Here is a 25016-nt window from a genome sequence, read left to right on the forward strand (position 1 = left end):
ATTCAAGACAAACTAGGGCGCTTGTCCGAATACGAGACATCTTGAAAAGCAAAGGAGGGAAAGAAATGAAGACGCAAACGGTATCAGATGGAATTGTTACCCTGACAAAAGAAGGCGAAGAGGCAATCAAGAACAGTCCGCTTTATAATGAAGGTCTTCGGCCAACGAGGACAGCGGAGCACAGCTGGACATCCTACAACTTCGCCAGCTTGTGGATCGGTATGTCGATCTGTTTGCCGACATATGCAATGGCGGCAGGGTTAATTTCCTTGGGTATGAACTGGTGGCAGGCCATTTTGACGATCATTCTCGGTAACTGTATTGTCCTTATTCCCATTCTTCTCAACTCTCATGCCGGGACGAAATTTGGCATTCCGTATCCAGTTTTTGCGCGCCTCTGGTTCGGCTCCAAAGGAGCGCACATTCCCGCTGTCGCACGCGGTTTGATTGGTGCTGGTTGGTTTGGCATCAACTGTTGGTTCGGAGGTGCTGCCATCGATACACTCCTCATGTCGATGACAGGCTGGGCAAATGTTCCCGGACATCTCTGGATATCCTTCTTTGGTTTTTGGCTGTTAAACGTATGGGTCGCTTATCGCGGTCCCGAAGCGATCAAAAAAATGGAGGCTTGGGCTGCTCCCATTCTGATCATCATGAGTTTGGCTCTCCTCGTCTGGGCGCTTACGAAAGCAGGCGGATGGGGACCGATGCTCTCGGCACCTTCGAAATTCACTACCAATGCAGAATTCTTGAAGGTGTTCTTCCCAGCATTGACGGGAGCGATTGCTTTTTGGGCAACGATGGCCCTTAACATTCCGGATTTCTGTCGGTATGCCAAAAGTCAAAAAGCACAAATCATCGGACAATCCTCTTCGTTACCGACCACGATGGGTTTCTTCTCGTTCATCGGAGTTGCTGTCGCTTCTGCTACCGTCGTTATATACGGAGAAGCGTTGTGGGACCCTGCTGCCGTGTTGGCTAAATTCTCGCCTTTCGCCATTTTCCTCGGAACGATTGGAATTATTCTTGCCACTTTAACGACCAACGTAGCGGCCAATATCGTTGCTCCCGCCCGGGCAGTGGAGAATCTGGCGCCTCGCCGTCTCTCGTATGAAGCCGGCGCCATCATCGCCGGGGTCGTGTCGCTCTTGATGCAGCCTTGGTACATTTTGGAGAACTTCGGCAACTATATCTTTTTATGGCTCGGAACGTACGGAGCCTTGTTAGGCCCGATCGACGGTATAGCCATTGCCGACTATTGGCTCGTGCGCAAGCGGCGCATTCATGTAACAGAGTTGTACAAAACAAACGGGATCTACAACTACAAAACGGGCTTTAATAGTAGAGCCATCTGGGCGATGCTCATCGGGATTGCGATTCCTTTTATAAGTAAATACATTCCAGCCCTAACCATTATTTGGGACAATGCGTGGACTATCGGACTCCTTATTTCACTCGTGATTTACACGTGGATGATGAAAAATGATGCTTCGATCTTGAGTGCCAGCGATTACGAAAAAATCACAGCAAACAACAAACAAACGATTGCTTCCTAATAGCAAGTAACCAAAAAAGACTGGCTGCCCCAATGGGTTTGCCAGTCTTTCGTATGCTCACTTACTCTACCATTTGAATTGACTGATGGACTCTTGCAGCTCTTGAGAGAGCTCATTCAGATTCGCGCTGGAACGGGCGATTTCTTGCATGCTGGCAAGCTGTTCTCCTGCCCCCGCCGATACACCTTGGGTATGTACGGCTGCTTCCTGTGCGAGACGATTCATTTCATCCAGAGCAGATGCGACCTGCTGTATGCTTGCAGACATTTGCTGTGTAGCTGCGGATACGTCCTGAATTTGACCCGCAACCTCCTGAGAAGACGCTACGATACGCTGGAAGGTGACACCCGCTTCTTGAACGACTTCTGCACCCTTTTTAGCCTCTTGGGTTCCATCCATCATGACATGCACGACCTGCGTGGTTTCTTGCTGGATTTCCCCAATCAGTCTCGCAATCTCGCGCGCAGATTCCTCTGACTGTTCTGCGAGTTTTCGAACCTCATCGGCTACGACAGCAAATCCCCTGCCGTGTTCTCCTGCACGGGCCGCCTCAATCGCCGCGTTGAGCGCCAGCAGATTCGTTTGAGAAGCAATCCCAGTAATCACATCAACTATTTGGCCAATAGCTTCTGACCGCTCCCCGAGCAATTGCACGAGATCCGCTGCGTGAATCACCGAGTTGGAGATCGTATTCATCTGATCAACGGCTTGCTGAATATGAATGCTTCCTTGCTCCGCATCCTCTGCTGCCTGTGCCGATGATTCAGAAACGGCTCCAGACGTATCGGCAATCCGCTGGATGGCAATCGACATTTCTTCCATGACACGAACACTTTCTTGCGTGCGTTGCGTCTGTACTTCAGAGGCAGAGGCAATTTGCTGCACACTGCTGATCGATTGTTCTGTTGCATAGGCAGACTGTTCCGCACTCGCTGACAATTCCTCAGAGGAAGCAGCGACTTGCTCACCCGCTACTTTTACTTGTTCAATCAATGAACGGAAATTCGTTACCAATTCATTGAACGCAGTTCCAAGTGTACCTACCTCGTCTCGAGTCACATAGGTAACAGGGGCAACTGCCATGTTTCCGTTCGCTAATTGCTGCATACGGCTCGAAACGATACGCAGTGGGTCCGCGATCATCCGAGAGATAATGAACCCAAGTACACTGCCTAGTACGATCGACAGTATGCCAACCACAATCAGGAATGTAATTGCTTCCTGTGTTTCGGCTTGGTTTTCCTTCTGCATGGCGACTGCCTGCTCTGACTTGTAATTCGCCCATTCAAGTTGTTCCTGATTAATCCAATTCAGCGTCTTATCCGTTGCACGATAAAACGAATAGGCTTGATCCGCTTTCCCCTCTTGGATCATTTTCATGACCTCGCCCTGGTCTTTGCGATACTGCTCGATGAGCTCCTTTAGCATTGTCACTCTTTCTTGTTCTTGCGCATCCAGCTTAGAGTTCTGAAGGTATTGGAACGTTTGATTTGCTGTTTCCATTCGTAAATCCAATTCAGTCTTGTATTCGGCAAAGACTGCAGGAGATGGATCGAGAATCATTTTATAGACCAATCCGTCAATCGCGCGGATTTCTTGTCTCCAGTCGTTAATCCACTTAACGGGAAGAAGCTGCTCTTCGTACATGGCCTGAATGCGTTCACCTTGGACTTGCACATGAAAATATCCGGTGAATCCGACAGCACATAAAAAGACGGCCATCATCACAATCAAGCTAAACAGTTTGGCTCGGGTGCTGAGGTTACGTAATAGACTCATCGTTGCGGCAATCCTTCCTGTATCAAATAGGTAAGCTAGAAAAAGCGCGAATATTGTCTAATCTTACCAAAGTTTGTCGAATAAGTCGATAGTCGTAGTCGCTTACTCACACATCGAGCACAGATAGAATCGCAATCTCTTCAATTTGAACGTCAGGCTCATAGCAGATATAATACGTTAGCTCTGGGCTGATCCGATATCGAATCCCCCGGTATCCACAGGCAATCAAATACGCACGCACCTTATCCCCTGTCCATTCCAGCCACTCTTCATAGCCCATTCCGTTCTGTCTCTGTTCGAGTTCCTCTTCTGAATACGCAGCACGCAATGCATCGATGCGCAGTTCATTTTCCCCATAGCGCTCGTCCAAACAAACGAGACCCTGCAAATGTAGCTGCTGGCTCAACACAACTGCCTTCTCCCCATTGGTCTCCGCATGACAAATCGCATACTGTGCGGCGATTTCCGGATTGCTCACCAAGTAAACACCGGCGCCAAACACTGCCTTTGCACTAGCACCGTTTGTAAAATGACGTCGTTCTGCCCTCTCATACTTTTGCGTTTTCACGACGCGAAGTCCCTCACCGTATTCGACCCCTCGATATACAATCTGCCTCATCCCTGAACGCTCCTTTTGACTCTGATGGAATCCTTCCAATGATGTGAAAAGGAGGAAGGCGCGTATCCGGCACCTCCCTCACTCTTGTATTAAGGTAATAGCTTTACCATATCTTCGTAGGTCTCCGGTCTGCGATCCCGGTAAAATTGCCACGTATCCCGCACCTCATGAATTTTGTTACGGTCCATTTCAGCGAGAATGACCTCGTCCTGATCCCGACTCCCAATGGCGACAATTTGTCCACGCGGATCGACCAAGTACGATTGTCCGTAAAACTCTCCCATGTTCCACGGTGCTTCTGTCCCTACACGATTGATCGCTGCCACATAATAACCGTTGGCTACGGCATGAGCAGGCTGCTCGAGCTTCCACAAATATTCAGATAAGCCGGCGACCGTCGCAGACGGATTGAATACGATCTCCGCCCCATTCAAGCCCAGCAGTCGTGCGCCTTCTGGAAAATGACGGTCATAGCATATATAGACCCCGACCTTGGCAAAAGCGGTTTCAAAAACGGGATACCCAAGATTGCCGGGCTTAAAGTAATATTTCTCCCAGAATCCGCACCCGCTACTGCCCACTCCGACATGCGGAATATGCTGCTTGCGATATTTGCCCAAATACGTGCCATCCGCATCAATCACAGCGGCCGTATTGTAATACGTACCGATCCCTACGCGCTCGTACACAGGTAAAATGAGTACGGTTCCTAATTCGCGGGCCAGGGAAGAGAAAAGCTGCACGGTTGGTCCGTTTGGGACTTCTTCCGCTGATTCATACCATTTTGGTTGCTGCTCGGCACAAAAATACGGGCCATAGAAGATTTCTTGCAGACAGATGATTTGTGCCCCCTTGGCTGCCGCCTCCCGCACCATCCTCTCATGCTTCTCAATGGCTTTTTCTTTGTGCAAATGAACCGGTTCGTCTCCATGGACATCGTTTTTCGCCTGAATCAAGCCGATGCGAATGATATCTGCCATAATCGCCCTCCTCGCCTTTTTACGCTGTCCCTTATTACGGTCTTGCAAAGGTTGATCGTTTTACAAAGCGTCCAGCCCCGGCTTGACCGACGAATTGCTGATCGCGAATGACAAATGAGCCGCGCGAAAGCACCGAGATGATATCGCCGTTCACCACCATTCCTTCAAACGGATTGTAGTCGACATTCATATGGTGAGTTTCAACGGAGATCGTGCGCTTCACCGTTGGATCAAACAATACGATATCCGCGTCCGAGCCTACCGCAATCGTTCCTTTTTGCGGGAACATCCCGAACAGTTTGGCTACTTTTGTAGAGGTCATATCAACGAACTGATTGAGGCTGATCTTGTCCTTTGCTACCCCTTCCGAGAAGAGGAGGCGCATCCGGTCCTCAATGATTGGCCCACCATTCGGGATTTTCGTGAAATCCCCTAGCCCCAGCTCTTTTTGACCGGAAAAATTAAAGGAACAGTGATCGGAGCCAACCGTTTGCAAAATGCCATTTTTCAATGCGCTCCACAGGACGTCCTGATTCCACTTTTCCCGAAGTGGAGGCGACCAGACATACTTCGCTCCTTCAAAGCCCGGCTTCTGTAGATCCGTAATATCGAGCACCAAATATTGCGGGCATGTCTCCCCGTACACATTCCATCCTTTTTCGCGAGCCTCTGCGATCCGGCGCACTGCCTCTGCACACGATACATGCACGACATACAGCTGGGCATCTGCCAGTGCAGTCAATGCGATTGCGCGTCCCGTCGCTTCCCCTTCTGCTTCAGGTGGGCGGGTGTATGCATGGTACACGGGGTCTGTCTGCCCTTTTGCAATCGCCTGCTTGATCAAATAATCCAGAACGTCTCCATTCTCTGCATGGACCTGTACAAGGGCACCTAGTTCCTTCGCCCGAACTAACGTTTTAAATAGCGTCTCATCATCGGCCATCAGCACATTTTTGTAGGCCATGAATACTTTGAGCGAAGTAATCCCTTCATTTCGTACGACTGCTCCTAATTCCTCGAGCACTTGATCGTTCGCATCTGAAACCATCAGGTGGAAGCCGTAGTCGATGACCGCTTTGCCCCTTGCTTTTTCGTGCCAGGTCGAAATGGCTGAATGCAATGGCTCCCCTTTATTCGTCAGGCAAAAATCAATGATGCTCGTTGTCCCGCCAAATGCTGCTGCCTTCGTGCCTGTATAAAAGTTATCGGAAGTAACCGTTCCGCCAAAAGGCATATCGAGATGAGTATGTGGGTCAATCCCACCTGGGAAAACATAGTATCCGGTAGCATCGATGACTTCGGCATCTTTCCCATCCAGATTAGAGCCGATTGCGACTACCTTATCCCCTTCGATCAAGATGTCCGCTTGATACGTGTCTGAAGCTGTCACGATTGTGCCACTTCGAATCCATTTTTTCATCCGATGATCATCTCCCCTTCAACCCGTCACTGAGTAGACATGCCTTCCCTTGTACACGCTATGCACCCCACGCCGAAAACATGACTGCTTTACAGCTCGCAGGTGCCACCCGTAGCCAAGGCAGCCTGCCGCTGATTCCAGCTGAGAGGGGCTTTGTCGCTCGGGATCTCGACCATCTCAATCGTTCCTTCCACTGGACAAACGATGGAGCACAAATTACAGCCTACACAATCTTCTTCTCGTACAACCAAGCGCTCTTTGCCTGTCGCTGCATCAGGAACAATGTCAATGCATTGATGCGAGGTGTCCTCACAAGCGATATGACACTTGTTGCAGTTAATACAGGTCTCTTCATGGATGCGCGCCACGACCTTGTAATTCAGATTTAGATGGCCCCAATCTGAGTACGTATGCACGGCTTTTCCGACAATATCCATTACGGACGCAATACCACGCTGATCCAGGTAATTGTTAAGTCCATCAATCATGTCTTCCACGATTCGGAATCCATGGTGCATGGCGGCTGTACATACTTGAACACCGGTTGCTCCCATCAGTAAAAATTCAACGGTATCGCGCCAATCAGAGATTCCCCCAATGCCAGAGATCGGGATACCAACCTTGGGATCGCGTGCACATTCTGCGACCATGTTCAGGGCGATTGGTTTGACAGCTGGTCCACAATAGCCGCCGTGCGCCCCTTTTCCATCTACATGTGGGATCGGCAGCCATTTCTCGAGATCAACCCCCATCAAGCTATTAATGGTGTTGATCATGCTGATGGCATCGGCTCCACCCTGGCTCGCGGCCCGTGCAGTAAAGCGAATGTCCGTAATGTTTGGGGTGAGCTTGACGATGACAGGGGTTTGGGCGACTTCTTTTACCCATTCGACCTGTTGCCGGATTAAATCTGGATGCTGACCGACCGCAGAACCCATCCCGCGTTCTGCCATACCGTGCGGACAGCCAAAATTCAGTTCCAGACCGTCTACACCGATTGCCTCCACCTTTTTGACAATCTCATGCCATGCTTCCTGTTTATGTTCAACCATTAACGACGCAATCAATGTGTGCTTCGGAAAACGGCGCTTCGTTTCATCCATTTCCTTCAAATTGACCTCAAGCGGTTTGTCCGTAATCAATTCAATGTTGTTGAAACCAAAGACGCGCTGTCCCCCGAAATTCAGACTGGCAAAGCGCGAGGTGACGTTGATGATCGGCTCTCCGAGTGTCTTCCAGACTGCACCACCCCAGCCCGCTTCAAAGGCACGCTGTACTTGGTAGCCTGAATTGGTCGGCGGCGCAGAGGCCAACCAGAATGGATTCGGGGATTGGATTCCCGCCAGATTAATGCTGAGATCTGCCATGAAAGGTCTCCTCCTTTATACTGGCTGTTTTTGATCACGGAGCGATTGGTGGATGGCATGGGCCGCTCGTTTCCCGTGATTGGCTGCATCGACTACCATCGCATCTGTCTTGCCTCCACCAAAAATGACATCACCCGCCGCGTAAACTTTGCCATGGGAAGTTCGATAGGTGCCTTCCTCGACCTCGACAATCCCATTGCGGTGTTGAAGCCCAAATGATTGAATCAATGACAGATGTCTGTTTTGTCCGATCGCTTTGACGACATAATCTACTTCAATGACAAAATGACTGCCTGGAATTTCTACTGGCCGCCTTCTACCTTTCTCATCCGGCTCACCTAGCTCCATACGCACCAGTTCCAAGCCCTTCACACGGCCGTTTTCCTCCAATACACTCGTTGGGGCAACGAGCCAGCGGAATTCTACGCCATCCTGCTTGGCGAATTCGTACTCAAACTGATAACAGGACATCTCTTGAACCGTCCGCCGGTACAGAATTTGGACATTGTCTGCACCCAGCCGTTTCGAACAGGTGGCAGCGTCAATCGCCGTATTCCCCGCACCGATGATGACGACTTTTTTGCCCTGCATCTCCCTGGATAGTGGCTTTGTCTTGGTCTCCTCCACGAGTGCAATGGCATCAAGGACACCTTCCAATTCTTCTCCCGGGATATGCAGCTGAGGGACATTGCCCATACCGGCTGCCAACAGGATGGAATCATACTGGTCCAATAGCTCTTCTGGCGCTACATCCACTCCGATTCGTGTATTGGTACGTATCTCTACCCCCAATGCCTCTACTTGCTCTACTTCCCATAGCGAAATTTCCTGTGGCAGACGGAACGACACGATGCCGTACGTGTTCAATCCTCCTGCCTTTTCTTTGGCTTCAAATACCGTAACCGCGTAGCCGAGACGCGCAAGCTCACGCGCTGCTGATAATCCCGCTGGGCCCGCTCCGACGACGGCTACCCGTTTTCCATTTGCTTCGCCTTTTGAAAAAAGCGTTGCTTGATTTTGGATTGCCCAGTCTGTCGCGTGACGCTGGAGAAGGCCGATCATGATGGGCTTGGAAGCTGAATGGAGTACACAGGCACCCTCACACAGCTCCTCGGTTGGACATACGCGCGCGCAGCTCGCCCCGACGGGATTCGATTCCATGATAGTCCGGGCTGATCCGAACAAGTTCCCGGTCGCAATTTTTTTGATGAAGGAAGGGATATCAATCGACGTGGGACAAGCCTTAATACAGGGTGCGTCGTAGCAATACAAGCAGCGATTCGCCTCATGGATGGCTTCCATCGGTTTTAGGGCAGGCACGACTTCCGCAAAATTTTTCGCGAGCTCATTCGGTATGCTCATCTGTCCACAACCTCCTCACCAGATCTAAACATGCTTGCTATTAATCAATGTGCGAAATCGCTTTTTTATGATTGTTACATTTCGTATTTGCCTAGCAACGAAACGAAATCAATCTGCTTGGATTGACATGAATGATTTCATAATCGAATAGGATAAAACAAACAAGGAAGAAAGGGCCGTCCCGTATGAAGGATTACGACCTGGAGATCAAGGTAGTGAAGCAAAAAATCGCGGATGCACATGCGCTTCTCAGCCAATTGGAAACCGAGCGAAAAAACTACCTGACACAACTCGAAAGACGCAAAGCGTTTCTCTCTTCACGCGAAATACTAGACATCCTGGAGACAAAAGCTGGCCGTGTCGGCAGTATGGCTACCGTCAAACGCTGGGCAGATCAAGGCTATTTAGGGGATTGTATAGACGAACGGGAGACCTTCCCCCTTTTGGTCAGTAAACAAGGAAACAAACGATTTCTTTTTCCTCGAGAATCCGTGCTCACTTATCTATATAAAAAAGGGTATCTTCGCCCGATCTACGAGGTTTTGGACCGTGTCCAACTCACGAGAGAGAACATATGCTGCTGGGGAATTATCACCTCCGTCGAGCGAAGCGATCAGCACTTCACCTACCAAGTCCAATTGGAAAAAACGGGAGAAGTATTGTTGTCGGTAGCAGAAGAAGAACTGCTCATCCCGTAAGGAGGCGCTATGGAACTGGCCGTAATCACGCTGGAAAATACAGTTGCCAATCAAGAAAGATCACGACAAATCCGCGACTTGCATAAAAAAAAGGGTCAGACCCTCGCCATCCGATTTAGCGAAGAGCTGACCCATATTATTTTAGAAGCACCATGCTTGTATATCCCCGACCAGGAATGGTTGGACGAAGCTGTTGTCATCGAAGGAATCGTAAAAAAATCAGCGGAGTACTACGAGCTGCACCCCCGAACCAAAGGGAAGACTGTCAATCTTCACCTTGATTCAGAATTGGTTGCTGAACTGGAGCTCATTCGCTCTCTCGTCAGCAGCAAAACGCAGCAGGAAGTCCTTCGTGAGTTGTTCGTTCGAGGCATGCGCTCGTACTTGGCCGAGAAGGAAGCAGCCAGCTCGCCCATCAGCGCCAAAAAAGAACGATAATCCCTGCTCTCTACCTGGTAAACGTGATTTTGTCGCCCGTGATTTGATAGCGAACCGTGTAAGTCTGATTCTTCTCTTCCATGCCGAATTCAAACACAATTGCTTTTTTCGTTAGATCAGGCTTGACTGTATTGACATCCAATATATCAAACGGCTCATTTGCCTTTTTCTCTGTTCCTACAATTTCTATCTTTTCATGGGTAGTAACGTGATAAACACCCACACCCATCATTGTCTGATACAAAATCCAGTTGTTGTCCAGCCATGTTACTTCATCGATAAAATAACCTGGAAACAGTTGAGCCTGCGGTGTGTAGTCTGGCTGATAGAAGCGAACATTCGCGGTATTGTACAAATTGTCTGAATCAATCACCGCGATTTTTTTCTTGTCTGGTGATGGGATTCCAGCTTTTTTCGCCAATTCGATTTTTTCTTTTTCGGTTTCGATTCTCAGTTTTTCGATCAAGAACAGGGAATCTTCATTGGAAAAGACAATGTTTTTTACGTTTTTCAAATCAGCGAGCTTGTCTTTGCTCGCAAAATTACTGTAGATGGTTAGCGTTGCATCATCTGGCATACCATCGTAGGCGATGCCTCTGGATGGATACTCCCACGCATATGTACCGATTCCTCTGAGGTGGTACGAAAAATCCGGCTTACCCCATGCTCCAAAGATAGAAAAATCAGCATATTCTGCGGGTGCCCCTAATTTTTCACCATAGTCTTGCAAATTTTTAGCCATATCAACAAGTGCATTTGTATCGGCGATCTGATCACGACGATAAATGGAAATGGCTTTTACTTTATCCTGAGCAAACGTGAAAAACAAGTGATAGCCCTGTTCCGCATAGCCAATCAACTCAAGCTTTTCATCGGAAAAATGTGGTTTACCCAAGACTCGGACGATCTCGTCTTTTCTTTTAGAGGTCGTAATACCTTTTACAACTTCGCCTTTATAGGAAGGTTCAACGAGAACGGCAAACGCTTGCTTGTTTTCGTCCCACTTCATGCTGATTCCTTGTGGGTAATACACATAATCATCAAACTCTTTTCCGGATTTCCCCAGTAGCTTCGTAAGCGAATCTTGTTTCCACTGATGGGAAGTGAAGGTATTCACGAGCAGCCCTTTTGACAAATCTGCTGGTGCCTGCACGGAAGTTCCTGTACCGCTTTGCGGCGTCGTTGGCATTGTCGTTGATGCGCTTGCTGCGAATGCTGTCGAAGCGAACAAACAGCAGGACAACAGTAGCATTATCGCTTTCTTTTCCACTTCATTCCCTCCCAAACTATCAGCATAACTGTACAACCATCGCCATAAAACAACGGTTATCCCTAAATTATACCAGAAATAGACAAAATCCGCTAAACGGATTTTTTCATCCATGATCCATGTAACAGAATAAAGCGTCCACTCCCCGATGTTGTGAAGGGAAGGACGCTTTTCGATGCACAGTATTTTACTTCGATTCGCCGTTGAGATAATTAAAGAACGGTTGATCTACCCAAAATTTGTATGTCTCTACCTTTACCTTGTCATTCAGCTTTTGGAAGCCTTCCACGACTTTTGGTGATTCTTCATTCAGGGAGAAAGACTGCACGACATAACGGCCATCTTTTAACACGTTGTTCGTGATGACAGCATAATCTGCCAGCTCCGTACGGGAATGATAAAGCGGCTGCCACCAAGAAGCCTTGAGTAATCCAGTCATGTCCTCTTGATCTCGTTTGGCATATTTCAAAACAAGTGGCTGAAACTTCTCTTTCTCTTCTACACTGTCGAATTCCAAGCTGAGATCGTACTCCTTGGCATACGCAATGTAATTGCCGTTTTCAATCTGAACCACTTGATAATCGGCTGTTTGAACAGGCTCTCCCCATTCCTTCAAGTAAATGAAGGCAGATGTTTTCGGCTCAAATTGAACCTTGGCATTGACGCCTTCACTTTTTAACAGGCCGATTAATTGAATGGCGTGAGCGATATCACTATGCCCATACGTAATCGTGCGCTGTGGATCAAAATGAGGATCGAATGCGGCATCCTTCAGATTGTAGCCAGTAATCAGGTTTTGCTTCAAGCCTTTGTCTACAAGCTCTTGCAATTCACCGGCTTTGATGATTTGCGATTCGTTCCACGCCTGTGCGAGCTTGCCAAAAATCTCTGCATCGGCAATTGTGCCCAGATAGTTTTTGGCAGAACCATGGAACTCTGCTACTTTTGCTAGCAATTGACTCGCAAGCTCTGCGGATACTGCTCCTTCTACAGAAGCTGACTTCAAAGCATTGGCGGATACAAGCCCCGTGTCAATGGCTACAGCCAGCTCTTGTGCAGCCTGCAAGGTAAGCCTGCCGCCTTTTTTATACGAAATCCCTGCTTTTTTCAAGGCAGCCGCTACTTTTTCTTCGCTATATGTATACCCGAGCTCTTTTAACTCAGCAGCTTTTGCGGCAGCGCTGACTGCTTCCCATACAACCAGCTTGGAGGCATCTTTGGATGCAGGCAAGAAAGTTTTGGCTGACAAGTCTTTTTCCGATATACTTGAAGTAGTAGATACGATCTTGAGCAACGCTTTGTCAAATTGCTCACGAGTTACCGTCTTGTCAAAAGTCACACCGTATTGCTGCTGCAAAAAGCTGTTCCACTCTACGTGTGCTTCTACTGTTGTTTTCGTTGTAGCACCGACTGCAGTTGGAAAAACGAGTGCCGCTGAGAGTACGGCAGCTGAGGTGGAGAGTTTTAGCCATTTCGCTGATCTGTTCATGAAGAATCCTCCTGACGTATGAAGACGAATCATATTAATATTATTCCTATGTGTTTACTAGGGATATAATCAACTACATTAACACTCCTGCATTCATCTTGTCAATAACTAGAATAACCCGAATTCCTCGCACAAATGGAGGACTTCGGGTTATTTTTTCGCTCGTTCTTATTTATCCAGTTCCGACCATTTGTTTACTTTCACTGGCGGTGTGTAATCTCGCATCCGATCTAGCAAAATAGCGGGATCACTCTCACACAGGATCAATTCGCCCTGCATAGCAGGAATAAATCCGGCTTCAGTCGCATGCTCCACCATTTGCATCAATGGCGTATAGTAACCATCCACGTTCAACAGTCCGATTGGCTTTTGGTGAATGCCAATTTGACTCCAGCTCACCACTTCAAAAATTTCTTCAAAGGTACCCAATCCGCCCGGCAAAGCAATGAAGCCATCAGACAAATCGATCATTTTCGCTTTGCGCTCGTGCATCGTCAGGACCTCATGCAATTCTGTCAGCCCTTTATGTACGATTTCTCCGCGGAACAGTCCTGTAGGCATGACGCCGATCGCTTTGCCATCGCCTTCCAGTACTGCATTTGCAACGCGCCCCATCAGTCCCATGCTAGAGCCACCATAGACCAATTCAAGACCACGACCGACCAGTTCTTTTCCCAACTCCAGTGCGTACCGCTCAAAAAGTGGATTCACACCTGGATTGGAACCTGCATAAACACAAATACGTTTCATGTCATCCTCCCAAAAACTTATTGAAGTAGAATGGCTTTTCCTGAATTTCTTTGCGTGTAATATAATTATACTAAAATCAGGAAGGGACAGATATATATGAATATAACTGAGTTTCAAAAATGGGTTGGAGATTTTTATCAAGAACGCGGATGGACAGGGTACGGTCCGTTTATTCGTGTAGGTTTTCTAATGGAAGAAGCTGGCGAACTGGCAAGAGCTGTTCGCGCCATTGAAATTGGTCGCGATCGTCCGGATGAAGGGGAAAAGCCCGCAGCGGAAGCTCGGCAGGAGCTGGTGGAAGAGTTGGGCGATGTACTTGGGAATTTAATCTTGCTGGCAAATCAATACGAGGTTCCTTTTGAGGAGATATTGGAAGCACATCGAGCAAAGCTGCAAAAGCGCTATCAGCTCCATCGTTGAAGAAATACAGCGGCAGCCTAGGATTTTCGCATCTCCTAGTCTACCGCTGCTTTCATCTATTCGTCTTTTCGTCCAAGCTACTCCTACTCTAATGTATCAAAGGCTTCCTTCATAACCTGCGCAATAAAATCGATATCATCGCTCGTTGTGGTAAACGGTGGCGAGAGTGTCAGTACATTGTTGAAGCTGGGAATGGTGTCGCCATTGCGCCCGATGATTAACCCCCGCTTCTTGCACTCGGCAATCACCTGTGTCAATTTCGCTGGCGCCGCAGGTTCCTTTGTTTTGCGATCCTCTACCATTTCGATCCCCATCAAGAAACCGAAGCTGCGAATGTCTCCCACGTACGGATGTTCTGCGAGAAACGCCAGCTTGGTACGCAATTCTGCACCAAGTTCCTCCGCTCTCTCCACCAGTTTTTCCTCTTCTAAAATTTCGAGATTTTTCAGGGCAAGCGCGCATGCCGCCGGATTGCCGCCGAACGTATTGACATGGCGGAAATGCAGATTATTCCCCTGCTCATTGAATTTATCCGCGATTTCGGCCCGCACAGCCGTTGCAGAAAGTGGCAGGTAGGCACTCGTAATACCTTTGGCCATGGTCACGATGTCTGGCTTGATTCCGAAGTTTTGGTGGCCGAACTTTTGACCAGAGCGACCAAATCCGCAGATGACCTCATCCACGATCATCAACACGCCGTACTTATCGCAGATTTCCCGCACTTTTGGCATGTATTCCGGCGAAGGAACAAGGAGGCCTCCTCCGGTAATGGTCGGCTCCATGATGACCGCTGCCACTGTCTTTTCACCTTCCCAATTGATCACTTGATCGTAATATTGGGCGCACTCCAGATTGCATTTGCCATACGATTTTCCAGCCGGACAGCGATAGCAGTAAGGCGGTGGTACATGAAGGAAGCCAGGCGCCAATGGTTCGTATTTTTCCTTGCGTATGGATTGACCAGTTGCAGCGAGAGCCCCCATCGTATTCCCGTGGTAAGCCCGATGCCGCGAAATGAATTTGTAACGGCCCGGCTCCCCGTTCTGATGATGATATTGACGGGCAATCTTGAATGCGACCTCGTTCGCTTCCGAGCCGCTATTGGAAAAGAAAACACGATACTCCTCGCCAAGCCATTCACTGATCTTCTCGGATAGACGAATTGCAGGGACGTGGCTTTGTGTGAGTGGAAAATAAGCCAGTTGCTTCAACTGCTCGTAAGCGGCGTCTGCGAGCTCTTGTCGGCCATAGCCAACATTGACGCACCACAAGCCAGACATTCCATCCAGATATCGGTTCCCGTCGATATCGGTGATCCACGATCCGCTCGCTTCTGTTACGATCATCGGATTGGGATTGTAGGGGGACATATGGTGCCACATATGCGAACGGTCAGCATCCAGCAAGCTCTCTTTATCAAAATCTTTCGTCACTTGTCCTTGTTCCATCGCGCAATCCTCCTTATTTTTCGTTAGAGGTTACTTTACAAAAACCTTTTGCGAACCAATGCTTGTGTCGCCATCTTCGAACCATCTGGATGTGACCGTTTTTTTCTTCGTGAAAAAGAGGACGCCGTCTTTTCCATTTGCATGCAAATCACCGTAAAAGGACTGCTTCCAGCCTGAGAAAGCAAAGAAGCCCATCGGAGCAGGCACCCCTACATTGACACCGACCATACCCGCTTCCACCTGCTGAACGAATTCTCTTCCCCATTTTCCGTTGTTCGTATAGATGGTCGCCCCATTGCCAAAACGCGAGCGGCTGATCGTCTCCAAGCCCTCTTCAAAGTCTTTCACACGCATGACACTCAGGACAGGCGCGAAAATCTCGTCGCGGACAATGACCATCTCGGCATCTGCCTTGTCAAAAATCGTTGGACCGAGGAAGTAACCATCCGGCAGCTTTTTCGCGTCCTCGCGACCATCGCGGACCAGCGCAGCGCCAGACGCGACACCTTTTTCGATATAGTCATGTACTTTGGACAAGTGAGAATCACGGATGACTGGCCCGAGATCGATGCCCTCCTTCAATCCATTTCCCATCGCAAGAGCACTGGCTTCCTCGATTAGATGCGCGATCAACTCATCGGCAATCTCCTCAACAGCTACTACAGCGCTGGCTGCCATACACCGCTCTCCTGCACAGCCGAACGCTGAGCTTGTAATTGTTTTTGCCGCGCGCTTCAAATCCGTGTCAGGCATGACCAAATGGTGATTTTTCGCCCCAGCCAGGGCTTGCACACGTTTCCCGTTCACTGCTGCTGTCTTGTACACGTATTCTGCAACCGGCTGCGAGCCGACGAAGGAGATCGCTTTAACATCCGGATGCTCCAACAGACCATTGACGACATCATGCGCTCCGTTTACGACATTGAATACACCGTCTGGCAGCCCTGCTTCCTTTAGCAATTCAGCAATCCGAATCGAAGACAGCGGCGTACGCTCCGAGGGCTTTAGAACAAACGTATTTCCTGCTGTAATCGCAATCGGGTACATCCACATCGGGACCATCACCGGGAAGTTAAATGGGGTAATCCCGCCCACTACCCCCAACGGAAAACGGATCACCTGACTGTCGATGCTGTTTGCGATATTGGGCAATGTTTCTCCCATCATCAATGTCGGCATCCCACAAGCGAACTCTACCATTTCCAGCCCACGCAATAGCTCTGCCTGTGCCTCAGGCAGATTTTTTCCGTTCTCCATGGTGATCATCCGGGCGAGTTCATCCTCATGCTTGACGAGAAGACTGTGAAAACGAAACATAATGCGCGCACGATCCACGACAGGGGTAGCACTCCAGCTCACAAACGCTTCCTTTGCAGCAGCAACAGCCTTGTCCACATCTTCTCTCGTCGACAATGGCACGCGTGACAACAATTCTCCTGTTGCCGGATTGGGTACATCCTCAAAACGTGTCGTCAGTGAATCTACCCACTGCCCTCCGATGTAGTTTTTCAACGGATTTCCAACGATAGCTGTGTTCATCCCTTCAACTCCTCACGTTCAATTAATTGACAATTCCATTTTATCCAAAAATAATGCCTGTCAGCACTAGACAAAGCGTAACGCATTACGTAGGGTTAATCATACAGAGTGTAAACGGAAGAGGTGATCCTGATGAGCAACGATTTGCGCCTGACTATTGCAGAAATCATCAAGCGTCCATTGTTTCAACATGCCCAAGTGGTGGCAGGGCATCACGGCCTGTCCCGCCCTGTTCGCTGGGTTCACGTCTTGGAGACTGCCGATACGGGACAGTTTTTAAATGGCGGCGAGCTGATCCTATCAACAGGGCTAGGATTTGGCGAAGAAAAGGAAAAGAGACTTGCGTATTTAACAGAACTCATTCGCCGAAAAGCAGTCGGGTTGTGCATAGAACTGGGACGTTACATCCCCTCCATCCCTGAGGATATGCTAGAGTTGGCGAACCACCACCAGTTTCCGTTGCTCGTCTTTCATCATCCTGTCCGCTTTGTCGACATCACGCAAGATTTGCACGAGCATTTGATCCATGCGCAAATGCAAGCACTTCGCAATCTCGAAGCATACTCTCGCAGTTTGCAGCAGCTCAGCTTGCAGGCAGCAGGCATACCCAAGCTATTGCAGCATTTTCAGATGGCGGTTCAGACGCAGGTCTTCTATTACGTACCAGATGGCTCCACACAATTTGCCCCAGTGGTACCGCATGATGTTGCAGTGGAGATGAGCGATTTGATGCGGTCTCATTTTTCCGAACTGGAAAGTAGTAAAGCTGGCGTCCGTTTCCTTTCTCTATCTGCGACCAGGCAACTAGCCTATCAACCAGTGATGGCGATGGGTCACGTGCTCGCCTATGTCGGCATTGTCTTGTATGAACGCAGTCCGGATGAGTATTTGCTCCTGACCTTAGACAATACGGTCAGCGCGATGGCCCAAATTTTAATGCGAAAAATGTTTGTCGAGGAACAGGCGCTTGCTACTGAAAACCGGCTGTTTGATGATTTGATTGCCAACCGCTCCCTACCGGAGGAACAAATGCGTTCCTTGCTTGGTTTCACGGGCAGCGGTAAAGCCTCGGCCTATCACATGATTATTTTATCGTTTGAGAAGCCGAAGAACCTGACCGAGGATTCCCTTCCACCGCACGATCTGACGGCTATATTCCGTTCACTATTGACTCGTCATCACTTTCGTCCTTTCATACGTTGCAAGGGCCATCGCTTTTACTTTTTATTGATCGAGCAGCGGCCGCTTGCAGATTCCCGTCGTACCCTGGAAAAAGCCTTTCGGGATGTCAAAGGAATCATGACACAAATGCTCGGGGCGGAAGTTCAAATCTGGATGGGCGTCAGTCGAGCCGGGAAACGGTTGTCTGACGCTGGACGACACCTCGCAGAGGCGGAACAGGCACTGGCTTTTTGTCAGGAATCATCCAGTCCATTTTTCGCTGATCTCGGATTGTTCCGACTGCTGTTCCACGTACCTAGTGAGCCTGTGTTAAAGACCTTCATAAGCGATTACCTCGGCCCGCTGTTAGCCCATGACCAAGCACACGGCTCCTCGCTCGTTCATACGCTACGTGTCTATTTGGATGTCAACCTGTCCAAGCAGGAGGCTGCGGAAAAACTGTTCATTCATCGTCAAACGCTCTATCATCGCTTGGAAAAAATCGAAGAAATTCTCGGTGAGGATTACACGGCAACGCAAAATAGGATTTGCCTGGAAATCGCTATGCGAGCGCGGGACTGGTTAAGCAAAGAAGAGCAACATCAGTAAAAAAAGACACAACCTTTCATCCGAGATGAAGGTTGTGCCTGTTATTTATTTTCCTGGCTTTTTCATATACATGCGATACTTCGCTTCTTTTCCATCCGTCAACACAACGCGAATATTGTACAGGCCGGATTTTTCAAGATTCACCGTTAGTTGTTCTGGATTGTTGATGCTTGTTGCAGCAGCAAGCTCTTGTGAACGACTGTTATACACGTACAAATCAATATTTGCATCCTCTTCCCACTCTACGGACAATTCCAAATCACCCGGTTCATTAACGCGGATCAAGTACTCCATGCTTTTCTGCTTCTTCGTCAGTTTCCCTGTTCGCGCAGGTTCTTTGTCTACAACTGGTGGCTCTTCCTCTTCCTCATCATCGGCCTTACGCCATTTTCCCGTTGTCGCTAGCGCATACGGCTGAGGTCCTTTCGGGATGTTATAGCCTTCGACCGTCACCGTGTAGGTTCCCTCTTCTGGCTCAGTAATCCATACCTGTTCGACGTTGTTCAGGTTGTCCACTTCGTCGTTGTACGGGGCCTCAAAAAAGTCGTTGCCATTCAGCTTTTCTCCACTTGGTGTCGTCACCTTAAGATTCAAATCGTTGACGAGTGCACGCTTTGCGACAATAGCAGCGGGATAATCCGTCCACGCAAGCGTAATTGCCAAAGGCTTGGAATCATCCGAGACCTTGACCTTATATGTGACTTTTTCACGCGTGCGAATGCCATCCTTCTCGTCCTTGAAGTTCGTTTCAATCGCCTGCTCCAGATTGGCTCGGCCGAAGCCTTGCTCTCGCATGTCTTCATCCAAGTTGTCTGCACTAGTTAACAGCATGGCTTTTACTAATGCACCGCTCGGATTTTTTTCCCCTTCTTCCTGCAAAAATTCCCGGATTTGTGCCACACCGCCCGCTAAAATCGGCGTAGCCATGCTCGTGCCGTTCATATATGCGTAATGTTCATTAAAACGCTTGTAGAAATTTTTGCTCGGTGCCAGTGAAGAGCGCGTAGACAAGATCGCTGAACCAGGCGCGACAATATCGGGCTTCAAACGCCCGTCGGCCGTTAAGCCGCGACTGCTCGATACCCACACGTCGTCCGCTTTATCGGAGTTCTTCCCCAAGCTGGGTCGAACATTTTCCGTAGCGCCAACGGCGATGACGTTTTTAGCAGTGGCTGGGCTCCCAATCGTTTTATAGCCTTTCTCGCCATCGTTCCCAGCCGCAACAAGCACCGTCATATCTGGATGCTCCCATAAAAAGCGATCAAACAGAAGCGATGATAGGCTGTACGCTCCCTTATCATTCGCCCCCCATGAATTGGAGTGAATGCGGGCACCCTCTTCGTATGCTTCCTGTAAAATGGTCTCGACATCCGTGTTGAGCTTCCCTTTTGCGGTCTCTATGGAATGAAAAACGAGCTTTGCACCCGGTGCCGTTCCTTTATACTGTCCATCTGATGCTTCTCCTGTGCCCACAATAGAACCGGCTACATGTGTACCATGACCGTGGACATCACTTGCATCATTCGGTCGGCCAAGAGAAATGAGCTTCTCAATCTGGCCTTTAAAATCTCGATGCATCGTTTGAAGCTTCCCTGTATCAAGTCCAGTATCGGCGACTCCAACAATTTGTCCCTTGCCTGTGTACCCTGTCGAGGCCAGCTTGTCCGAATGAATGATGGTAGCTGCCACATCATTACGCAGCTTGTTTTCTGGCACGGGGACAACAGCAATGACATCATCTGATTCAATCACTTGTTCAATCGTTTGCTGATCCATTTTAGCGATTGATATATGCGGAGCATCCTCTGGCGATTGAATGTCTCGTATATCTTGATCCTCCGTCAATACCGTCATCGCTCGATACATGTCCACCCGTTGATTGAAACCGATGACGGCAACCTCGACGCGCTCTCTGTTGCCTCCTTGAAAGCGAACCTCGGACGATACCTTGGACTTCGGTGTAAACGCCAAAACATCTTCGACAAAGGACAGCTCCTCGACTTTCCTTCTTACCTGTTCATCCTCAATTTTCGCGATGAATGCATAATCCGGTATGTAATCACCAAGCGTGACGCCGATATCTTCCAGTTCTTCTTTCCACTCCTCACGAACAGGACCAGATAACTGAATAACGACGAGCTCAGACTCTCTCTTTTTCGACGTAAGCTTGTCCAGTGCAAGACCCTCATCCGCTTCGATCTGGATATTGCCCCGACGCTCCCCTTCTTGCTTGGCATCCGCTGGAATGCCCTCCAGCGAAAGTGTCAGAACAAGTGTCGTGCATAAAGCTGCCTGCCATTTTTTTCGCAAACCAAACACCCTTCCCCCATGGCATAATGTAACCATTTCTATCCATTATAAGAGAAAGGGTGAATTGTCAAAAGAGTAAGAAGGCATAGACATGGGACAAAAGCTAATTTTTTGTCCCATCCTCTTCTACCGTCCACTGTAATAGCGGTTGAAAATCAGCCCATGCCAACTGCATCAGCATTTCCTGATTCCATTCCTGCTTCGGAAGATCCATCAGTCGCACGGCCTGGTTTTGAATCGCCTCTTGCAACAGGTTATGGCTAAAACGACCGTTGCCATTCAATCGATGATCACTAACTACTTTATCCAAAGACTGCGCGATCATTTCCAGCACGTTCTTCTCAATGGCATATTCAACGTCACATGCAGCCTGTTCAAGAATGTGCACGAGTTCCTTCACACTGTAGTCGGGGAATGCAATATATTTTTTAAACCGTGACAAGAGTCCGGGATTGCTCATTAATAATGAATTCATTTCGAGTGGGTAGCCTGCGAGGACCACGACCAGATTCTCTTCGTGTTTGGTCATCTCTTCTACGAGTGTGTCAACCGCTTCCTGCCCAAAATCCCGCTCTCCCCCGCCGAGCAGCGAATACGCTTCATCGATAAACAAGACGCCACCCAAAGCTTCTCGAACTTTTCTGCGAGTAAGCGCTGCGGTCTGACCGACATACCCCGCGACCAAGTCGGCTCTACTCGCCGTAACAAGATGACCGCGTTTCAAATAGCCGATTTCTTGCAAAATCTGCGCATATAGCTGGGCAACCGTCGTCTTCCCTGTGCCTGGATTTCCTGTAAAGACGGCATGCAGCTCAATCGGACTTTTCGGCAGGCCTCTTGCTGCGCGTTCTTTCTGAACGGACACATACGCCGCGATTTTTTTCAACTCCGTTTTCACTTGAGCAAGACCAATCAACGCTTGCAGTCGAGCTTCCGCATTCCTTTCTTTTTGCGGCGGATCGAAGCCACGGACATCCTCGGGTTTCAGAATCGTAAAGTCATCCCATTTCAGTTCCTTACCGTCTGTCTCGCGTCCTTTGGCAAAAATCGCATCGAGCACGATATTGGTGACTGCCCGTGCATTGCCAAACGTCTCGTCTACTTGCACTTTTTCAATGCGCTGGCGCAGCGTAACTTTTGCCGCCTCTGTCAGAGTAAAATCGTTCCGTCCGGCTACTTCTTCTGCGATATGCACCAGTTCGTCCGCCTGATAGTCCGGCAGTAAAAAGTGGCCCGTCTCCGGAAAACGGCTATTCAGCCCAGGGTTGGCGTACAAAAAATGACGCATTTCTTCGGGATAGCCCGCCAGCATCACCACGAAGCGTCCTGCATACTCACCGCTCGTCATAGCGGATACAAGTGTGTCAATCGCCACTTGCCCGTAATCACTACCGGAGCTATCTGGGCGCTTCAAGCTGTATGCTTCATCGATAAATAGGACTCCACCGTCTGCCTGCTTGATCGCTTCCATGACGCGCTGCTCTGTCTGTCCCACGTAAGCGCCGACCAACTGAGAACGATCCACCTCGATGAGCTGTCCTTTTGCCAACAACCCGAGCTCCTGATACAGCTTGGCGATCAAGCGAGCCAATGTCGTCTTCCCCGTTCCTGGGTTCCCCATCAGCACGAGATGAAGAGGGAGCTGGTCTTTCATATGCCAGCCCTTTTCTTCGCGCAGCTGGCGATACTGCAGAAATTGCGCCAACTGCCGAACCCGATGTTTGATCTCGTCCAAGCCGATCAACCGCTCCAATTGCTCTAAGGCGGTCAGTTCCTGCTGTGGTAATTGATCACTATCTTCTACGACTTCACGTCTTTGCGGCAGGAGCTTTTCTTTTTGTTCTTGCTGGTTAGTTAAAGCGCGAATCGTCTCTTGCAATTGGATGAGCATTTCACTGGAGTAAAAAACCCCGGATAAAGACGCTCCATACGCTTGAACACGTTCTTGCAATTGTACTAATAAATTTTGTCGTTCCGTGTATAACAGCACGAGGCCAGCAGCCGTAGCTTCCGCCTCCGAATCGTTCCACTTTTGCGCTGCTTGTAGCGTCTCCTTCGCAAGAGAGCGCCACTTCGTAATTTCAGCCAACTCATTGGTTGCCTGCTCTTCCAGCACCTCAACTGTTCTCCTGCGCATGACGACGTTATCCGTTTCACGCACGGACTTGAATTCAGTGAGAAAGGCATGGGATCGCAATTGTGAAAAGTACAGCTCGAGCTTAACTTCTCCAGCGTAGCGATAATCAGGGGCTAGTTGAAGCGCACGATCTACCCATTCAGCTGCAAGCGTATGGCCTCCTGTTTTGTGCATCCGCAAAGCAGACATCCGCGTCAACACCATCGCTTCCATCAAATCAAGCTCTTCGCCTGGATGTTCTTGACGATACTGTTCGAGCATTTGCAGGAATGTTAGGCATTCGCCTTCGGATAGTGACAGGATGCTGGACGGATTTTCGCTAAAACCTGCAATCAGTACCCTCGGGTCCCGTTCTTCTTGATGCTGCATCTTTTGATTGCTCCTCCCGCTCCATTGTTTCATCCCTGTTGTAGCATATTTAGCCGAACATGAAAAGTCTGTCCGAACATTAGAACTCCCCCTGGATGTTCGCTGCGGTTCTTTTCACCTTTTGAATTGCGAATAAGGTCGCCAAAGCAATGAGGATACCGGCCATACCAAATTCAAGCCAGACCCCTCCCCATTCCAACAGCATCGCACCCACAACTGGACCTGCAGCCATCCCCGAATAGCGGATAAAATTGTACACACCAATGGACGTTGCACGCTCTGCTTCAAATACTTCGGATAGCAAAATCGTGTGTGCAGGCATACCTACACCTAAGGTTAAGGCAAACAGCGTACTTGTTACCACAAGCAGAAGAAAAGAAACATCAGCCGCAGTCATAAAAAGAAACATCGCCAAAGCATTTGAGCCGGTCGTCACCAGTAATGTTTTACGTGCCCCCCATCGATTTTGCAATACAGCAGACAGCTTGCTACTGATAATAAAGACGACTGACACGAGCAAGAAAACCAATCCAATTATTTCAACGGAGACTGCGTAATGGTTCGTCAATTGGACAGGGAGAAACAGCAGGAAGCAATAATAGGCATACATTTGGCTAAAACCGATCAAAATGACAGATGCACCGACCGGGTGGAGCAAAATATTACGGAAAGAGCCTAGTGTAAAACCGCCTGATGATGTAGCTTGAGCCTTTTTCGTTTCGGGTAACCATATAGCATTGATGCCGACGAGAAAGACTGCACAGATCGCCAAAAACAAAAAGACCGCAGAATGTCCGCCGATGCCGCCAATCCAGCCACCTAACAGTGGACCAAGTGCCGGACTGAGCGCAAGCAGCATCTGATAAGTACCCATCGCAGATGCACGTTGGATTCCTGTAAATATGTCTCCAATGATCGTTGCGGCTACGATCGGAATGGCAGCAAACCCCGCCCCTTGTAAAGCCCGGAAAAATAGTAGCCCATAAATAGAATCGACCAGATAGCATCCAATTGACGCGATCGTAAATAGGATCAGGGCAGGTATCATGACACGTTTTCGGCCGAACCGATCGATAAATGGTCCGTAGATGATTTGCATAATCGCGAGCATGACGGTAAAGATTGAAACCGTCCAGTTAATCATGGTTGCACTCGTCTGAAACTCTTTTTGCATGGCTGGTAAAATAGGCATGAACAAATTTTGCGCGAACATACCTAGCATAAGCGTTACCCCAAGTAGGTACAGTACTTTTTTTGGACTCATGGTTGCTCTCCTCTTATCTCGTTAGTATTGT

General features: G+C 48.9%; 19 protein-coding genes. 5 read left to right on the forward strand and 14 right to left on the reverse strand.

All coding sequences use genetic code 11. The features are described 5' to 3' along the window. Positions 1-65: 65 nt before the first annotated feature. Positions 66-1556, forward strand: a complete 1491-nt coding sequence (locus tag ACM6JA_RS07090; protein WP_414851751.1) for an NCS1 family nucleobase:cation symporter-1 — start codon at positions 66-68, stop codon at positions 1554-1556. Positions 1557-1622: 66 nt separating this feature from the next. Here the strand turns inward: ACM6JA_RS07090 and ACM6JA_RS07095 are convergent, their stop codons facing one another. From ACM6JA_RS07095 to ACM6JA_RS07120, 6 genes are all read right to left on the reverse strand, one after another. Then, entirely contained in the window at positions 1623-3335 is a 1713-nt protein-coding gene (locus ACM6JA_RS07095) for a methyl-accepting chemotaxis protein (protein WP_414851752.1), read from the reverse strand. Positions 3336-3441: 106 nt separating this feature from the next. After that, positions 3442-3954, reverse strand: coding sequence for a hypothetical protein (locus tag ACM6JA_RS07100; RefSeq protein ID WP_414851753.1), 513 nt, complete (start codon positions 3952-3954; stop codon positions 3442-3444). 89 nt (positions 3955-4043) lie between these two features. After that, the gene (locus ACM6JA_RS07105; RefSeq protein WP_414851754.1) at positions 4044-4934 is read right to left on the reverse strand and encodes a nitrilase-related carbon-nitrogen hydrolase; all 891 of its coding nucleotides are present in this window, start codon (positions 4932-4934) and stop codon (positions 4044-4046) included. A 34-nt stretch (positions 4935-4968) separates the two neighbouring features. Continuing rightward, a complete protein-coding gene (hydA, locus tag ACM6JA_RS07110) occupies positions 4969-6354 on the reverse strand; it encodes a dihydropyrimidinase (protein WP_414851755.1) in 1386 nt (461 codons plus the stop codon). Between the two features lie 89 nt (positions 6355-6443). After that, positions 6444-7721, reverse strand: a complete 1278-nt coding sequence (gene preA, locus ACM6JA_RS07115; RefSeq protein WP_414851756.1) for an NAD-dependent dihydropyrimidine dehydrogenase subunit PreA — start codon at positions 7719-7721, stop codon at positions 6444-6446. A 15-nt stretch (positions 7722-7736) separates the two neighbouring features. Next, a complete protein-coding gene (locus ACM6JA_RS07120; RefSeq protein ID WP_414851757.1) occupies positions 7737-9083 on the reverse strand; it encodes an NAD(P)-dependent oxidoreductase in 1347 nt (448 codons plus the stop codon). A 185-nt stretch (positions 9084-9268) separates the two neighbouring features. On the opposite strand from ACM6JA_RS07120, the gene ACM6JA_RS07125 reads away from it, so the two are divergent. Both ACM6JA_RS07125 and ACM6JA_RS07130 read left to right on the forward strand, forming a co-directional pair. Then, complete coding sequence (locus ACM6JA_RS07125; protein WP_414851758.1) at positions 9269-9781, forward strand: hypothetical protein; 513 nt, start codon at positions 9269-9271, stop codon at positions 9779-9781. 9 nt (positions 9782-9790) lie between these two features. Further along, on the forward strand, positions 9791-10219 hold the full coding sequence (locus tag ACM6JA_RS07130; RefSeq protein WP_007727983.1) for a hypothetical protein: 429 nt from the start codon (positions 9791-9793) through the stop codon (positions 10217-10219). A gap of 10 nt (positions 10220-10229) precedes the next feature. Here ACM6JA_RS07130 and ACM6JA_RS07135 read toward each other — a convergent pair whose 3' ends face one another. The 3 genes from ACM6JA_RS07135 to ACM6JA_RS07145 all read right to left on the reverse strand — a co-directional run bounded on the left by ACM6JA_RS07135 (position 10230) and on the right by ACM6JA_RS07145 (position 13728). Continuing rightward, positions 10230-11489, reverse strand: a complete 1260-nt coding sequence (locus ACM6JA_RS07135) for a hypothetical protein (protein ID WP_414851759.1) — start codon at positions 11487-11489, stop codon at positions 10230-10232. A 187-nt stretch (positions 11490-11676) separates the two neighbouring features. After that, complete coding sequence (locus tag ACM6JA_RS07140; protein ID WP_414851760.1) at positions 11677-12978, reverse strand: hypothetical protein; 1302 nt, start codon at positions 12976-12978, stop codon at positions 11677-11679. 168 nt (positions 12979-13146) lie between these two features. Next, complete coding sequence (locus ACM6JA_RS07145; RefSeq protein WP_414851761.1) at positions 13147-13728, reverse strand: TIGR00730 family Rossman fold protein; 582 nt, start codon at positions 13726-13728, stop codon at positions 13147-13149. Between the two features lie 96 nt (positions 13729-13824). Between ACM6JA_RS07145 and ACM6JA_RS07150 the strand changes: the two genes are divergently transcribed. After that, positions 13825-14148: a MazG nucleotide pyrophosphohydrolase domain-containing protein gene (locus ACM6JA_RS07150; protein ID WP_173605206.1), complete on the forward strand. Its 324-nt coding sequence runs from the start codon at positions 13825-13827 to the stop codon at positions 14146-14148. An 83-nt stretch (positions 14149-14231) separates the two neighbouring features. Here ACM6JA_RS07150 and ACM6JA_RS07155 read toward each other — a convergent pair whose 3' ends face one another. Beyond that, positions 14232-15596: an aspartate aminotransferase family protein gene (locus ACM6JA_RS07155; protein WP_414851762.1), complete on the reverse strand. Its 1365-nt coding sequence runs from the start codon at positions 15594-15596 to the stop codon at positions 14232-14234. A 30-nt stretch (positions 15597-15626) separates the two neighbouring features. Then, positions 15627-17135, reverse strand: coding sequence for a CoA-acylating methylmalonate-semialdehyde dehydrogenase (locus ACM6JA_RS07160; protein ID WP_414851763.1), 1509 nt, complete (start codon positions 17133-17135; stop codon positions 15627-15629). 132 nt (positions 17136-17267) lie between these two features. On the opposite strand from ACM6JA_RS07160, the gene ACM6JA_RS07165 reads away from it, so the two are divergent. Then, positions 17268-18905, forward strand: a complete 1638-nt coding sequence (locus ACM6JA_RS07165) for a PucR family transcriptional regulator (protein ID WP_414851764.1) — start codon at positions 17268-17270, stop codon at positions 18903-18905. A 45-nt stretch (positions 18906-18950) separates the two neighbouring features. On the opposite strand, the gene ACM6JA_RS07170 is transcribed toward ACM6JA_RS07165, so the two are convergent. From ACM6JA_RS07170 to ACM6JA_RS07180, 3 genes are all read right to left on the reverse strand, one after another. Then, positions 18951-21224 (reverse strand): S8 family serine peptidase, encoded by a 2274-nt coding sequence (locus ACM6JA_RS07170; RefSeq protein WP_414851765.1) that lies wholly within the window; start codon positions 21222-21224, stop codon positions 18951-18953. Positions 21225-21318: 94 nt separating this feature from the next. Beyond that, positions 21319-23721: an AAA family ATPase gene (locus ACM6JA_RS07175; protein ID WP_414851766.1), complete on the reverse strand. Its 2403-nt coding sequence runs from the start codon at positions 23719-23721 to the stop codon at positions 21319-21321. A 79-nt stretch (positions 23722-23800) separates the two neighbouring features. Further along, positions 23801-24985, reverse strand: coding sequence for an MFS transporter (locus tag ACM6JA_RS07180; protein ID WP_414851767.1), 1185 nt, complete (start codon positions 24983-24985; stop codon positions 23801-23803). Positions 24986-25016 lie beyond the last annotated feature (31 nt).

Source organism: Brevibacillus sp. IT-7CA2 (genome assembly GCF_949767855.1).
GTDB lineage: Bacteria > Bacillota > Bacilli > Brevibacillales > Brevibacillaceae > Brevibacillus.

Coding starts and splice junctions, on each gene's coding strand:
- ACM6JA_RS07095 (WP_414851752.1), bottom strand. CDS start 3,335: ATGAGTCTATTACGTAACCTCAGCACCCGAGCCAAACTGTTTAGCTTG.
- ACM6JA_RS07155 (WP_414851762.1), bottom strand. CDS start 15,596: ATGGAACAAGGACAAGTGACGAAAGATTTTGATAAAGAGAGCTTGCTG.
- ACM6JA_RS07180 (WP_414851767.1), bottom strand. CDS start 24,985: ATGAGTCCAAAAAAAGTACTGTACCTACTTGGGGTAACGCTTATGCTA.
- ACM6JA_RS07145 (WP_414851761.1), bottom strand. CDS start 13,728: ATGAAACGTATTTGTGTTTATGCAGGTTCCAATCCAGGTGTGAATCCA.
- preA (WP_414851756.1), bottom strand. CDS start 7,721: ATGGCAGATCTCAGCATTAATCTGGCGGGAATCCAATCCCCGAATCCA.
- ACM6JA_RS07125 (WP_414851758.1), top strand. CDS start 9,269: ATGAAGGATTACGACCTGGAGATCAAGGTAGTGAAGCAAAAAATCGCG.
- ACM6JA_RS07160 (WP_414851763.1), bottom strand. CDS start 17,135: ATGAACACAGCTATCGTTGGAAATCCGTTGAAAAACTACATCGGAGGG.
- ACM6JA_RS07100 (WP_414851753.1), bottom strand. CDS start 3,954: ATGAGGCAGATTGTATATCGAGGGGTCGAATACGGTGAGGGACTTCGC.
- ACM6JA_RS07090 (WP_414851751.1), top strand. CDS start 66: ATGAAGACGCAAACGGTATCAGATGGAATTGTTACCCTGACAAAAGAA.
- ACM6JA_RS07165 (WP_414851764.1), top strand. CDS start 17,268: ATGAGCAACGATTTGCGCCTGACTATTGCAGAAATCATCAAGCGTCCA.
- ACM6JA_RS07120 (WP_414851757.1), bottom strand. CDS start 9,083: ATGAGCATACCGAATGAGCTCGCGAAAAATTTTGCGGAAGTCGTGCCT.
- ACM6JA_RS07130 (WP_007727983.1), top strand. CDS start 9,791: ATGGAACTGGCCGTAATCACGCTGGAAAATACAGTTGCCAATCAAGAA.
- ACM6JA_RS07150 (WP_173605206.1), top strand. CDS start 13,825: ATGAATATAACTGAGTTTCAAAAATGGGTTGGAGATTTTTATCAAGAA.
- ACM6JA_RS07140 (WP_414851760.1), bottom strand. CDS start 12,978: ATGAACAGATCAGCGAAATGGCTAAAACTCTCCACCTCAGCTGCCGTA.
- ACM6JA_RS07175 (WP_414851766.1), bottom strand. CDS start 23,721: ATGCAGCATCAAGAAGAACGGGACCCGAGGGTACTGATTGCAGGTTTT.
- hydA (WP_414851755.1), bottom strand. CDS start 6,354: ATGAAAAAATGGATTCGAAGTGGCACAATCGTGACAGCTTCAGACACG.
- ACM6JA_RS07105 (WP_414851754.1), bottom strand. CDS start 4,934: ATGGCAGATATCATTCGCATCGGCTTGATTCAGGCGAAAAACGATGTC.